This is a genomic window from Leisingera daeponensis DSM 23529, from assembly GCF_000473145.1.
GTDB classification, from domain to species: Bacteria; Pseudomonadota; Alphaproteobacteria; order Rhodobacterales; family Rhodobacteraceae; genus Leisingera; species Leisingera daeponensis.
In genome coordinates this window covers 210649-223654 of sequence record NZ_KI421502.1, presented here as the reverse complement: position 1 = coordinate 223654, position 13006 = coordinate 210649, and the positions used below count along the sequence as shown (strand labels likewise).

The 13006-nt window shown below is 64.9% G+C and carries 12 protein-coding genes; 4 read left to right on the top strand and 8 right to left on the bottom strand.

Annotated elements, in window-relative coordinates; all coding sequences use genetic code 11:
- The first annotated feature begins 60 nt into the window (after positions 1-60).
- From DAEP_RS0121155 to DAEP_RS0121145, 3 genes are read left to right on the top strand one after another with little or no spacing between them, the layout of a single operon-like run.
- The gene (locus DAEP_RS0121155) at positions 61-597 is read left to right on the top strand and encodes a TRAP transporter small permease (protein ID WP_008558281.1); all 537 of its coding nucleotides are present in this window, start codon (positions 61-63) and stop codon (positions 595-597) included.
- Positions 598-614: 17 nt separating this feature from the next.
- Positions 615-1955, top strand: coding sequence for a TRAP transporter large permease (locus tag DAEP_RS0121150; protein ID WP_008558220.1), 1341 nt, complete (start codon positions 615-617; stop codon positions 1953-1955).
- Between the two features lie 17 nt (positions 1956-1972).
- Positions 1973-2476, top strand: a complete 504-nt coding sequence (locus tag DAEP_RS0121145) for a universal stress protein (RefSeq protein WP_027246103.1) — start codon at positions 1973-1975, stop codon at positions 2474-2476.
- A gap of 59 nt (positions 2477-2535) precedes the next feature.
- Here DAEP_RS0121145 and DAEP_RS0121140 read toward each other — a convergent pair whose 3' ends face one another.
- From DAEP_RS0121140 to DAEP_RS0121110, 7 genes are all read right to left on the bottom strand, one after another.
- Complete coding sequence (locus tag DAEP_RS0121140; protein WP_027246102.1) at positions 2536-4035, bottom strand: M81 family metallopeptidase; 1500 nt, start codon at positions 4033-4035, stop codon at positions 2536-2538.
- Positions 4032-5657, bottom strand: a complete 1626-nt coding sequence (locus tag DAEP_RS0121135) for an amidohydrolase (protein WP_027246101.1) — start codon at positions 5655-5657, stop codon at positions 4032-4034. Before DAEP_RS0121135 ends, DAEP_RS0121140 begins: the two co-directional genes overlap by 4 nt.
- 23 nt (positions 5658-5680) lie before the next feature.
- Complete coding sequence (locus DAEP_RS0121130) at positions 5681-6604, bottom strand: ABC transporter ATP-binding protein (protein WP_027246100.1); 924 nt, start codon at positions 6602-6604, stop codon at positions 5681-5683.
- A complete protein-coding gene (locus DAEP_RS0121125; protein WP_027246099.1) occupies positions 6601-7581 on the bottom strand; it encodes an ABC transporter ATP-binding protein in 981 nt (326 codons plus the stop codon). Before DAEP_RS0121125 ends, DAEP_RS0121130 begins: the two co-directional genes overlap by 4 nt.
- Positions 7578-8435, bottom strand: a complete 858-nt coding sequence (locus tag DAEP_RS0121120) for an ABC transporter permease (protein ID WP_027246098.1) — start codon at positions 8433-8435, stop codon at positions 7578-7580. The genes DAEP_RS0121125 and DAEP_RS0121120 overlap by 4 nt, the downstream gene beginning before the upstream one ends.
- A gap of 14 nt (positions 8436-8449) precedes the next feature.
- Positions 8450-9388, bottom strand: a complete 939-nt coding sequence (locus DAEP_RS0121115) for an ABC transporter permease (protein ID WP_027246097.1) — start codon at positions 9386-9388, stop codon at positions 8450-8452.
- 75 nt (positions 9389-9463) lie between these two features.
- Entirely contained in the window at positions 9464-11026 is a 1563-nt protein-coding gene (locus tag DAEP_RS0121110; RefSeq protein WP_027246096.1) for an ABC transporter substrate-binding protein, read from the bottom strand.
- 228 nt (positions 11027-11254) lie between these two features.
- Between DAEP_RS0121110 and DAEP_RS0121105 the strand changes: the two genes are divergently transcribed.
- Positions 11255-12058: a helix-turn-helix transcriptional regulator gene (locus tag DAEP_RS0121105; protein WP_008558205.1), complete on the top strand. Its 804-nt coding sequence runs from the start codon at positions 11255-11257 to the stop codon at positions 12056-12058.
- 63 nt (positions 12059-12121) lie between these two features.
- On the opposite strand, the gene DAEP_RS0121100 is transcribed toward DAEP_RS0121105, so the two are convergent.
- Entirely contained in the window at positions 12122-12781 is a 660-nt protein-coding gene (locus DAEP_RS0121100; RefSeq protein ID WP_425411792.1) for a PhoU domain-containing protein, read from the bottom strand.
- Positions 12782-13006 lie beyond the last annotated feature (225 nt).

Genomic DNA, 13006 nt, shown 5'->3' with positions numbered 1-13006 from the left:
TGTTTCTAAAAAACCGGAGCAGCGCCGGCGGCGCTGCCCCGCTCAGGGGAGGAGTGCATCATGGTCTGGAAATTCCTGGACAACATAGAAAGCTATATCTGCCGCCTGCTGCTGTCCGGCTTCGTCCTTCTGCTGTTTGTGCAGATCGTCTCGCGCGAGGTTTTCGGCCATTCGTTCTCCTGGATCGAGGAACTGTCGGTCTATATGTTCGTCTGGTTCGTCTACTTCGGCGCCTCATATGCGGCGTTGAAGGGCGCGCACAACCGCGTCACCTTCCAGTTCAAGTTCCTGCCGGCGGGCACGGTCAAGTATATCGAGGCCTTTGCCGACCTCTTCTGGCTGTTCTTCAACTGCTATTTCCTGTGGCTGGCCACCGATTTCGTCTTCAACAAGATGAACAAGTTCTGGAAGTCGCAGACCTTGGGCATCGAGATGAAGTACATCTACATGGTGCTGCCCATCGCCTTTGCCCTGATGACGATCCGCATCCTGCAGGTGAATTACCGCAAGCTGATCCGCGGCGAAGATATCCACGATCCCGACCAGATCGACCTTGACGAGATCAAGGCAGCCGCTGGCGCGGACCGCCGCACGTAACCGGGAAGGACGGAACAATGGAAACCGAAATCGTCACGATCCTGTTCGGATCCTTTCTGCTGCTGCTGCTTCTGGGGGCGCCGATCACCGTTGCGCTGGGGGTGTCGTCGCTGATCTCGTTCCTCTACCTGGACGAAAACCCGATCAAATTCGTACAGATCGCTTTCACCTCGGTTGGGTCTTTCCCGCTGATGGCGCTGCCCGCCTTTATTCTGGCCGGCGCGCTGATGGAGGCCGCGGGGATCTCCAAGCGCCTGATCAACGTGGCCGAAAGCCTGGCGGGGCCGTTCACCGGCGGTATTTCCGCCGCCACGGTGATGGCCTGCCTGTTCTTCGGCGCGATCTCCGGCTCCGGCCCGGCCACCACTGCGGCTGTGGGTATGCTCATGATCCCGGCGATGATCAGCCGCGGCTACGAGAAGGGCTATGCTTCTGCCGTCACCGCCTCCTCCGGCGGTCTGGGCATCATCATTCCGCCCTCGATCCCGATGGTGATCTTCGGCATCGCGGCACTTGGCATGGCGCCGCCGCCGGAAGCGGTCGAGAAATTCGGCACCTTCCAGTCGGTTTCGATCTCCAAGCTGTTCATCGCAGGGTTCATGCCCGCCTTCCTGATTGCGGGCAGCCTTTTGATCGTGAACTTCGTGATGTCCAAGAAGCGCGGCTACAAGGGCTCGGCTGAGGGCTGGTCGGTGCGCAACGTGATGTGCGAGATGTACCGCGGGTTTTGGTCGCTGATGGCGCCGCTGGTGATCCTGGGCGGCATCTACACCGGCTTCTTCACCCCGACCGAAGCGGCCATCGTGGCGATCTTCTATACCCTTGTGGTGGGTGTCTTCATCTACCGTGAACTCACTTGGTCGTCGCTGTTCCAATCGCTGGAGGCCACCACTTGGCTGACCGGCCGGGTGCTGCTGATCCTGTTCACCGCCACCGTATTCGGCCGGCTGCTGGTGGAAAACCAGATCCCGGCGATGATCGCGGAGTCGATGCTGAGCTTTACCCAGAACCTCTATGTGATCTGGGCGCTGATCATCTTCTTCCTGCTGTTTGTCGGCATGTTCATGGAAACCCTGGCAACCATCCTGATCCTGGTGCCGGTGATGCTGCCGGTGGCCTATTCGGTGGGCATCGACCCGATCCATTTCGGGGTGGTGATGGTCTGCACCCTTGGCATCGGCTTCCAGACGCCGCCCTTGGGCGAGAACCTGTTCATCGCTTCGGGCATCTCGAACATCTCGATCGAGACGATCTCGCTGCGGGCCTTGCCCTTTGCTGCCGTGAACACGATTGCGATCTTCATCATCGCATTCTTCCCGGAAATCTCGCTGTGGCTGCCGCGGCTGTTTGGCTATTGATCTGAAAGGGGACCGGCATGAAACCGATGATCACGAGCATCCTGTTTGCCACTGATCTGTCGCACAACTCCACCCTGGCGCTGCGCCATGCCGCCAGCCTGGCCCATGCGACCGGGGCGGAGATCCATGTGCTGCATGTGAATGAGCCGATTTCCGAGGATGCGCGCATCACCTTCGAGATGTTCGTGCTGAACGAAGAGACCCGCAAGTCTGCGGCCAAGCGGCGGCGTGAAATGGTCAAGCAGATCCTGGCAGAGCGGCAGGCCCGCTTCTGGGCCTCCTTCGAGGGCGACGAGGCCAAGATCCGCAATCAGGTTACATCGGTTGAGGTGACAGACGGACACCCGGCAGAGGTGATCCTGCGCCGCTCGGTCGAGCTGGGCTGCGACCTGATCGTGCTGGGGGCCCATGATCACGGGTTTTCCCACACGTTCCTCGGCACCGTGGCCAAGCGCGTGCTGCGCCGTTCGCAGATCCCGACACTGGTGGTGCCTTATCATAACGGCGAAGGCGCGGACTGACCCCTCCCCGCGGGCGACTTCCCCCTGGCTGCCTGCAAAGACCACCCCTGCAACAGGCGTCAGCCCCTTGCAGGGGTGGTTCTGACGTCCGGGTGCAGGTTTTTGTAGGGAAAGCTTCCCAGATCACAGGGAAACACGCCGGGCGCGGCCACCGGGTAAACGGCGCTGGCAACCGGTTCGAAGTCAGCGCGGAAATGGGCGGTGCTTTTCACGCAGATTGTGCTGTAGGCCGCCGGGTCTAGCCCGATGTGGGTGAAATGCGCCAGATCCAGGCATTGATTGCGGAGGCTGGTGACGACAAGCGTGATGTCCGCCCCGGTTCCCGTCAGCCGCAGCGCCGCTGTCGGGCCAAGCGCCGCCACCCCGCCGCCGTACATCTCCCCGCTATAGCGGCAGCAACCATCGCCAAGTGCGAGAACCTGAAACTCCGCCTCAAACGGCTGGTCGCCCGCCGCACCGGAACGCCCGCCAAGTGCTGCGCGGAAGATGGCCCCCTGGCCCGCCTCATGCGCCGCCGCGGCCGCCGCCGGATCATGGAACAGCCCCATCAGCACGCCCTGTGCACCAGCCTGTGCCAGTGCCGCCAGCAGACCGGTGGTGTCTGAGGTGCCGCCCGCGCCCGGATTGTCCTGCACGTCCGCCAGCACCACCGGCTTGCCCGTGCGCGGCTGGCAGGCGATCTTAGCCGCTTGCTGCGGCGTCAGCATCGGGTGGTGTGCATGGGGTTCCAGCCTGGCGAACAGCCTGGCGATGTGATCGGCCGCCTGCGCTGCGGCCCCCGCGGTCCGCGCATATGCGACACAGGAGGGCCGCGTGTCCGGGAAATCCGCCGCCGTGAACCCCAGCGCGATATCCGCAAGCACCCCTGCCTGCGCCAGTGGCGGCAGCGTGGCATACAGCTCCCGCGCAGGCGTTGCGCGGGTGTGCTGCGCGTGCAGCGGGATCAGATAATCCATCTGCCGGAACGCCTTGTGCAGCCTCTCACCCGTCAGCAAATGCCGCAGCACCGGCACGCAGCGCCCGCCGGTGCCGGCCATGTCCAGATGCGGATAGCTGCGGTAGATCGCGATATAATCCGCAAGCTCCACCAAAGCTGCGGAGATATTGGCGTGCAGGTCCAGGCTGACCGCGATGGGCAGCCCCGGCCCGGCCCAGGCACGCAGCCGCCGCAGGATCTCCCCTTCGCCGTCGGGGTGGCTTTCGCTCACCATCGCGCCATGCAGGTCGAGGAATATGCCATCCAGCGGCCCGGCAGCGCGCAGCCCGTTCAGGATCATGCCGCAGATGGTGTCAAAGGCGTGATCCGTCACATGCGCCGAGGGTTCCGCCGCGCACCACAGGATCGGGGCCAGTTTCATCCCGGCCTCTTCCGCCGCTTTGGCAAAGCCCGCGATGGGCAGGTTCATGCCGCGGGTCCCGGCGATCACCGCCTCCCCGTGCAGCATGGCGGGCCAGGAATCCGCCATCTCAAACTCTGCCAGCCCGGCCTTGGTGGTGCCAAAGCAGTTGGTTTCGTGCTGAAAGCCCGCAATGGCGATCCGCGGTTTGGTTTGCCTCATGGCTGATCCTGCCTCCAGACAGTGCGTCCGCGGCGGATGGTGCGGGTGACTTTGGTGGTCTCGATACGGTTCGGGTCTTCCAGCGGATTGCGGTTCAGAACCGCCAGATCCGCCAGCTTGCCCGGTTCGATGGAGCCGCGGATCCCTTCCTGAAACACCTGCCAGGCGGCGTCGATGGTCTGGGCGCGCAGGGCCGACAGGACGCTGATCCGCTGCGCCTCGCCCAGCCGCCGGCCGCTGGCAGTCAGCCGGTTCACCGCGCAATGGGCCAGGTGGATGGGCCGTGTTGGCGTCACCGAGGCGTCGTTGTGGATGGTGTAGCGGACGCCAAACCGTTCCGCCGAGGCGCAGGGGGAAATCCGCTCTGCCCGCTCCGGTCCCAGAAAGGTGTCGTAATGGCGGTCGCCCCAGAAATGCACATGCGCCGGGAAGAAGCTGACCGTGATGCCCAGCTTGGCCATCTCCCGGAGCTGGCCGTCGCGCAAGGCCTGGCCGTGGATGATGGTGTGCCGGTGGTCGGCGCGCGGGTTCGCCTCCAGCGCGGCGGCCACCGCGTCGATGAACATCTGCGCCCCGGCATCGCCGTTGCAGTGGCAGTGGATCTGAAAGCCCAGATCATGCAGCTTTTTCACTTCGCGGCGGTGTTCTGCGGCATCAGCATAGGGCATCCCGCAAGGGTGCGCCGGGTCCACAGGTTTGTGGTAAGGCGCGCTGAGGAAGGCGGTCTGCAACTGGAACGCGCCATCGGTGAACAGCTTGCGCGGGCCAAGGGTGAAATGCGGGTTGCCGGGCCAGTCCAGCGCCTCGGGGCCCTGGCTCAGCGCTGGTTCCAGCTCTCCGATGGGCAGCAGCATAAGGTCATAGCCGGGGTCCTGATCGGCGGGCAGAGAAGCGAAATGCCCAAGCATCTGACGTGTGGCCCAGGCGTTCTGCGCGTAGGTGACGCCATGCGCCAGGTATTCTTCGCGGCAGCTGTCGAACCCGGCCCAGAACCGGTCGCGATCAATCAGGAAATCGGTATCGCCCATCTCTCCCATCGCCGAGAGACCCTCGATCAGCCCGGTCAGCGCGCCCGTCTCCGGGTCGCGCCCGAACCGCCCGCCCAAGGGATCGGGCGTGTCCCGGTTCACGCCGTGGCGTGCCAGGGCCAGTGAGTTGGCGGCTCCATTGTGGCCGGAGGCATGGATCACCCAGACTGGATGCGCGGTCGAAACACTGTCCAGCTCTGCGCGGGTCGGCATCCGGCCCTCGGCAATCGCGGTGTTGTCGAACAGCACCCCCATCACCCATTCGCCTGCCGGGGTCTCTGCCGCTTTGGCCCGCAGCCGGTCCAGCGCGGTTGGGATATCCGGGCAGTCGCCGCTGGGGGCAGAGGCCAGATTGACCCGGAACAGCCGGATGAAGCCGGGATCGGGGAAATGCCCATGCGGGTCGATGAAGGCGGGAATCAGGGTCTGGCCCTGCAAATCCACCTCGGCAGTGCCCGCGGGCATCTGCGCGCGCAGGTCCGTCTCAGGGCCGGCAGCGCGGATGATCTCGCCCTCGGTCAGCACCGCCTGGGCGCGGGTATTGGCCGCGTCCATCGTCAGGACAACGCCGTTGAAATACAATGTGCTGGTCATGGTCTTTCAGATGTTGAGGGGTTTCAGCCGAGGGGCGCGAGGCAGCGCAGGCCGTGGCCGTGCTCCACCTCCCATCGCGGGGTTTGGCTGCAGACCTCTTGCGCAAACGGGCAGCGCTCGCGGAACTCGCAGCCCTTGGGGCGGCGCAGCAGGCTGGGCGGCTCGCCTTTCAGCGCGATGCGCTCCAGCCTGGCGTCGGGATCGGGTTCCGGGTTCGCGGACAAGAGGCAGCGTGTATAGGGATGGCGGGAGTTCTTGAAGATCGCCTCTGTTGTGCCTTCCTCGACCAGGCGGCCCAAATACATGATGCCCATCCGGTCGGCGACATGGCGCACGACGTTGAGGTTGTGGGTGATGATCACCATCGCCAGCCCCAGCCGTTCGCGCAGGCCGTTCATCAGGTTCAGCAGCTCGCCTTGCACCGACACGTCCAAACCTGCGGTGGGTTCGTCCGCGAGGATCAGCTTAGGCTCCAGCGCCAGCGCGCGGGCAACGCCCACCCGCCGCGCCTGCCCGCCCGACAGCTGGTAAGGATAGCGGTCTGCGAAATGCGCGGGCAGGTTCACCATCTCCAGAAGGCGCTTGGCCTCGGCGTCCAGATCGCGGTCCTTCATGCCCTGGATGCGGTAGGGTTCGGTGATCAGGCTGCGGATTGTCAGCCGCGGCGACAGGCTGCCGACCGGGTCCTGGAACATCATCGCGATGTCCTTGCGCAAGGGGCGCAGCTGGCGTTCCGAGGCACCGCGGATTTCCTGACCCTCGAATTTCACAGACCCCTCCTGCGCCGGGGCCAGACCGGCGATTGCGCGGATCACCGTCGTCTTGCCGGAGCCGCTCTCGCCCACCAGCGCATAGGTTTCGCCCGGCTCCACGGTGAAACTGACACCGGCCAGCACGTTGACCTGGCCATAGCTGGTCCTGAGGTCTTTGACTTCCAGCAGGCTCATTCTGCGGCCTCCTTGTGGTTCAGCCAGCAGGCGGCGTGGTGGCCTTCTTTCAGCAACTCAAGCGGCGGCACCTGCGCCGCGCAGCGCGGCATCGCCTCGCCGCATCGGTCGCGGAAGATGCAGCCGCCGGGGAGGTTGGCCAGATCCGGAACCTCACCGGGAATAGTCGGCAGCACGCGGGCGCGCTCCTTGATGTGGCCCGGGTCGCAGTCGATCAGGCGGCGGGTGTAGGGGTGTTTGGGATTGTGGAAGATCTCGCGCACCTCGCCGCTCTCGACCACGGCGCCCGCATACATCACGACAACCCGGTCACAGAGTTCGGCTATCACCCCCAAGTGGTGCGAGATGAACAGGATGGCGCAGTTGAACTGCTGCTGCAGCTCCTGCAGGCGCTCGATGATCTGCACCTCCAGCGTCGCATCCAGCGCCGTGGTCGGCTCATCCGCGATCAGCAGGTCCGGTTCCGACATCAGCGCCATGGCGATGGCGATGCGCTGGCGCATGCCGCCGGAAAACTCATGCGGGAACTGGTCAAGCCGCGCCTCAGGGTCTGGAATACCCACCGCACCCAGCATCTGCGCAGCGCGCGCCCGCTTTTCCGCCTTGGAGGCCCTGGAGCGGTGCTGGATGTCCAGCATCTGCTGGCCGATGGACAGGACCGGGTTGTGGGTCTGCATCGGGTCCTGGAACACGATGGAAATATCGGCACCGCGCAAGGCACGCATCCTGCGCTCCGGCAATTGCAGCAGGTCCTGGCCCTTGAACCGCACCGCGCCCTGGCGGAACCGGGTGTTCGGTGCAGTCAGCCGCAGTATGGACGAGATCAGGGTGGACTTGCCGCAGCCGGACTCGCCGACGATCCCGACAATCTCGCCCTTTCGGACGTCAAAGGAGATATCGCGTAAAGCGCGCAGGTCGCCGCGGGCGGTTTCATAGTCGACGCTGAGGCGGTCGATTTCCAACAAGCTTTCAGTCATCGCTGTTTCCTCAGTTTCGGGTCAACCACGTCGCGCAGGGACTCGCCCAGGAAGGTGAAGCCAAGGGTTGCCAGGATGATCGGCAGCCCGCCGCCCACCACCAGCCAGGGGGTCTGGCGGATCAGGGAATAGCCGTCCTTCAACAGCGCGCCCCAGCTCGGCGTCGGCGGTTTCACCCCGAGGCCAAGGAAAGAGAGTCCCGCCTCCAGCGCGATCACGGTGGGAATGTCCATCGCCGCCAGCACCGCCAGCACGCCGACGATATTGGGCAGCATATGCACGCCCAGAATGCGTTTCATGCTGGCCCCCATGGAGCGTTCGGCCAGGATGAACTCGGAATTGCGCAAGGTCAGCGTCTGGGTCCGCGCCACCCGGCCATAGGTCGGGATCGAGGTCGCCATCACCACAAACACCACGGTTTGCAGGCTTGGCCCCACCAGCGCCACCACCGCCAGCGCGAACATCACGGTCGGGAAGGAGCGGATGGTGTCAAAGAACAGCATCAAGAGGTTGTCGAGCCATTTCGGCCCGTAGCCCGCGATCATGCCCAGCGTCAGGCCGATGGCCATGGCACCGAACACCGCGGGCAGCGCCACTTTCAAGGCAACCTGGCCGCCCATGATAACGCGCGAGAAGGTATCGCGGCCCAGCTGGTCGGTGCCCAGCAGATGCGCCGCGGACGGCCCCTGCAGGCGGTCCTTGATGTTCATCGCCACCGGATCATAAGGAACGATCCAGACGGCAAAGATGGCGCAGAACACGATGGTGCCGACAATGATCAGCCCCATCAGCCCCAGCGGGTCGCGGGCGACGCCGGTGACGATCTGGCCCAGTTCGGAACGGGATTTTGCCATATCTCACCCCCTCCTTAATCGGCCGTGCGGGCGCGCGGGTCGAGCCAGGCGTTGATCAGGTCGGCCAGCGCGGTGGACGCCACGAACAGGCCGGTCGAGATCAGCACCGATCCCATTACGATCGGGTAGTTGCGGGTGGTGATGCTGTCGATCACCAGTTTGCCCAGGCCGGGGCGGGCAAAGACGATCTCGGCAAAGACGGCGGAGCTGAGCAGGAACCCCATGCCGACGCCGATCACCGTGACCACCGGCAGGATGGCGATGCGCAGCGCATAGACCATCACCACCCGGCGCTCGCTGATGCCAAAGGCGCGGGCGGTGCGGATGTGGCTTTCGCCCATCACCTCCAGCATCGAGGCGCGCACCAGCCGGGCGATATAGCCGACCCAGCTGAGGCCGATGGCAAAGGCGGGCAATACCAGATGGTCAAGGCGCCCCCAGAACCCTTCGCCCGCGCCAATCGCCGGGAACCACTGCAGATGCACCGCAAAGATCAGCAGCGACAGCAGCGCGACCACAAAGGCGGGCGCGGCCACGAAACTGACAGAGATAGCGGCGGTGATGCGGTCGATCAGCGTATTGGGATGCGCCGCGGCATAGGCGCCCAGCCCGATGCCCAGCAGCGCCGACCAGGTGATCGAGGCAAAGATCAGCGCCAGCGTGTGCGGCAGCTGATCAAAGACAATCGCCGTCACTGACCGGCCCGAGAACACGTCGACCCCCAGGTCGCCCTGCATCAGGTTGCCATAGAAGATCAGCAGCTGTTTCCAGACCGGCTGATCCAGCGCCAGCTCCGCCGTCAGCCGCGCCTGCAGCTCTGGCGTGGCGCGCGGGCCCAGCATGATCTGAACCGGATCGCCGGGCACGGCGCGGATCATCAGGAACATGACGGTGACCGCCACGATCAGGATCAGCAGTGCCAGCCCGAACCGCCGGATTGCATAAAGTAACATGGCCGCATGGCTCCCTTAGCTTCGCGGTGCGGATGAAAACGGCACGGCTGCGCCGCATATTGCAGCCGTGCCAGGTCAGGCCTTGCCGAAGTAGCGCAGCAGCGCCAGCCCGTCGGGCCGCAGCGCCGGCACCACACCCGCCGAATGGACCACCGGCGTCGCCTCGTGGGTCAGGAAGCGGTAGGCGCCGCTCTCCTCCATCAGGTCCTGTGCGCGCCGGTACATCTCGTCCCGCTTGGCCACATCGGTGAGCTGCGCGGCCTCAGCGTGGATCTTGTCGAACTCGGGGTTTCTGAACTGCTCCCAGTTCCAGTGGCCGACCTGTTCGGTGGTGAACCAGGAGGTCGCGTAATAGGGATCCGGGGTCATCGAGTAGCGGTTCAGCACCAGCTGCAGGTCCTCGTTGTCGGCGCTGGCCCAGAAGGCGCCGGATTCCAGCACGTTGACTTCAACCGTGATGCCGATCTGCGCCAGCGTCGCCTGGATCACCTGCGCCGCGGTGGTGAAGGTGGTCTTGTTCAGCGTGTCGAGCTTCAGCGTCACATTGGTTTCACCGGAGTCCGCCAGCAGGTCCGCGGCTTTGGCGAAATCCGCCTGCGGCGGCACCAGCGATTGCGGACGGTGGCCTGCCAGACCCGGTGCAATGATACCGGTCGAGGGCTCGGCGGCACCGAAATAGGCCGCTTCCAGCACCGACGGCACATCAATCGCGTGCTGGATCGCCTGGCGCAGCTTCGGGTTCTGCAGCTTGGGGTGATCCAGATTCATGCCGAGCCAAGTGTAATAGAGCGACGGATATTCCAGCAGCGTGCCGCCGCCCGGCACCCCGTCGCGGTAGCGCTGAACCGAGCCGAGCGAGACGCGGGTAAAGTCCAGCTCCCCGGCTTCAAAGGCGATCTCGGCGGTGTTCTCGTCGTCGATCGGCAGGATTTCGATGGTGTCCCAGGCGGGCGCGTCACCCTTCCAGTCCGGGTTGCGCTTGAGCACGGTCTTTTCCTTGGGCGACCAGCTCGCGCGCAGGTAAGGACCGGATTCCGCCAGCGGATCGGTGGTTGCCTTGCCGCCCGCAGCCTCCCAGGCCTTTTTCGACACGATGTTGCCGGTGATATAGGGCAGCGCAATGGACCACAGCGGTGCGAACGGTTCCTTCAGCACGATGGTGCCTTCGCGCTCGCCAGTCACATCGACATGGCTTAGCGGTCCCATGTCGGGTTTGTTGGGGCTGTCGGTGGCCTCATCCACGATCCGCTCAAAGCTGAACTTCACGTCTTCGGCGGTCATTGCGCCAAATCCGTTCGTGAACCCGATATCATCGCGCAGCGCGAACTTGATGTGGGTCTCGTCGCCCTGCTCGATCATCGCGGCGGCATCCATCTGCCAGTCCCATTCGCGGCCCGGCTTGTACTGGATCAGCTTGTTGTAGATCGCGGCGTGGATCTCCTCGTCGATCACGCCCTTGGAAAACGCGGGGTCGATGCTCTGCATGTCGCCGTAGGAGCGCACCCGCAAGGTGCCGCCCTCCGCCGCCAGCGCACGGCTGCCCAGGCCGGCCGGCAAGACGGCGGCCGCCCCCAGCGCCGTGGCCCCTTTCAGAAATCCGCGGCGCCCCAGTGCCGTCTTGGTCCATTCGATCTTCATGGTGTCCTCCCTTGGATCAGATCCTTGCCGCCCGCCGGCAGGGGGCGTCCCCGGCCGCTCTGTCTGCCGCCTGCCCTCTCCAGCCCTCCCGGCCGGTCAAGCGGTTCTCCAGACCCGCGCGGCTTGCTTTCAGAAACGCCGGTTTCGCTGGAATCAAAACTGTGCAAACATGCGCGGACTGACGCGGGATGATCTGCACCCGCGTCAGAACGCGAAGGAAACTGACGCTTGTCCGGTAATTTTTCTGAAAACCTGCGCTCACTCTGTGCCGAGCATGGCAGCATTGCGCAGATCTGCCGCGAGATCGGCCTCAACCGCCAGCAGTTCAACCGCTACCTCAACGGCAGCAGCCTGCCCTCCGCGCACAACCTGCGCCGGATTGCGCGGTATTTCGAGATCCCGGAGGCCCGGCTGTTTGCCCCCCAAGCGGAATTCGAGGTCCAGCTCAGCGATGCCGCCCGCACGACACCGTCAGGCCCAAGTGACAGTTTTCTGGAACCGTTCCGCGGCCAGCAGCGCAATCTGAAGCGCTACCTGGGCTTTTACCACGCCTATTTCCACACCCCCTCCTGGGGCGAAGGCATCTTTTGCGCGCTGGCCCGGTTCATTGAAAAGGACGGGTTCATCCTGTCGCGGAACCTGGAAATAGCCCATGACCCGGAGCAGAGCATCCGGCAGATCTCGCGCTACCGGGGGCTGGTAGCGATGCGCGGCAACCGGCTGTTCATCACCGAGCACGAGCGCGCCCATGAGGGCAGCGTGGCGCAGACCATCCTGTTCTCGGCCCACCGGCAGCAGCTGAAATACCTGCGCGGCATGACCATGGGGCTGGCCTGGCGGCCGTTTCCCCGCCCCTATGCGGCGCGGACAATCTGGAAGCGGCTGGACGAACGCGTTTCGGCGCGCGAGGCGATTGCGGCCTGCGGCGTCTACCCGGTGCGCAGCCCGCGGATCGACCCGACCGTGCGGAACTATCTGGAAACGCCGGACAAGGATGATCTGCCGGATTTGTCCGGCAGCGTGCTGCTCTGAACGGACCCTTCCTGCACAAGGTTTTGGCAAAGTCCCGGGTCCAGGCATCTTGTCCCGATGCGGTCAGCGGGCGGGTTCCTCCAGGCCTTCATCATTCTGATCAGGCAGATTCTCGATCAGCCGCGTTTCCAAGAGCTGGCCGTTTCGGTAGAGTACCGGATAGGCCACCGCGGCGATGTGGCTGTTGAACTCGCGCAGCGCGCGCAGGGTTTCCAGGTGGATGTCGGAGGTGTCGAAACTCTCCCGCCCGCCGCCTTGCAGCCGCCGCAGGTGGCGCTTGCGGCTGTCGCGCTCCATCCGTTTCAGCTCGGTCTTCTCCAGGCTCAGAAGCCGCGCGCTCTCCAGGTCGTCGGAGATCAGCACGTTGGAGGCCAGCTGCAGATTGGCCAGGATCGCCTCATGCATGCGGGTGATCTCCAGCCAGCCGTCGCGGGAAAACCGCAGCTCCTTCTTGCGCATCTCCCCGGCCAGAACCGTCAGGCGGCGGGCCACCACATCGCCCGCGGTCTCCAGCCGGATGGCGTATTCCATCAGGCTGCGGGCGGTCTTCAGCTGGTCCTTGCTGAACGCCTCCGCCGGGATCGCCGCCACATACTGGCGGATGCCCGACAGGCAGGCGTTCACCTCCGCGTCCATCTGCTGCACCGCGCGGATCTGCTCCTTGCTGCCGCTCTCGTACAGCTCCAGCACCGGGCGGAACATGGCGCCGACCAGCCCGGCCATCCGCAAGAGCTCGCGGGTGAGGTTGGCCACCGCCTGCGCGGGCGCGCCGTAGCGGCCCTGCTCCAGCGCGCTGACCGGCCGCCCCGNCGGCTGCGCCCGCGCCGCCGGATCCGGGAACAGCCGCGCAAAGACACCGGCCAGCGGCGTGCAGAGCGGCAGCGCCAGCAGCAGCAGCGCGGCGTTGAAGGCGAGATGCGCGCTGACCAGCATCTGGCCGCCCTGCGG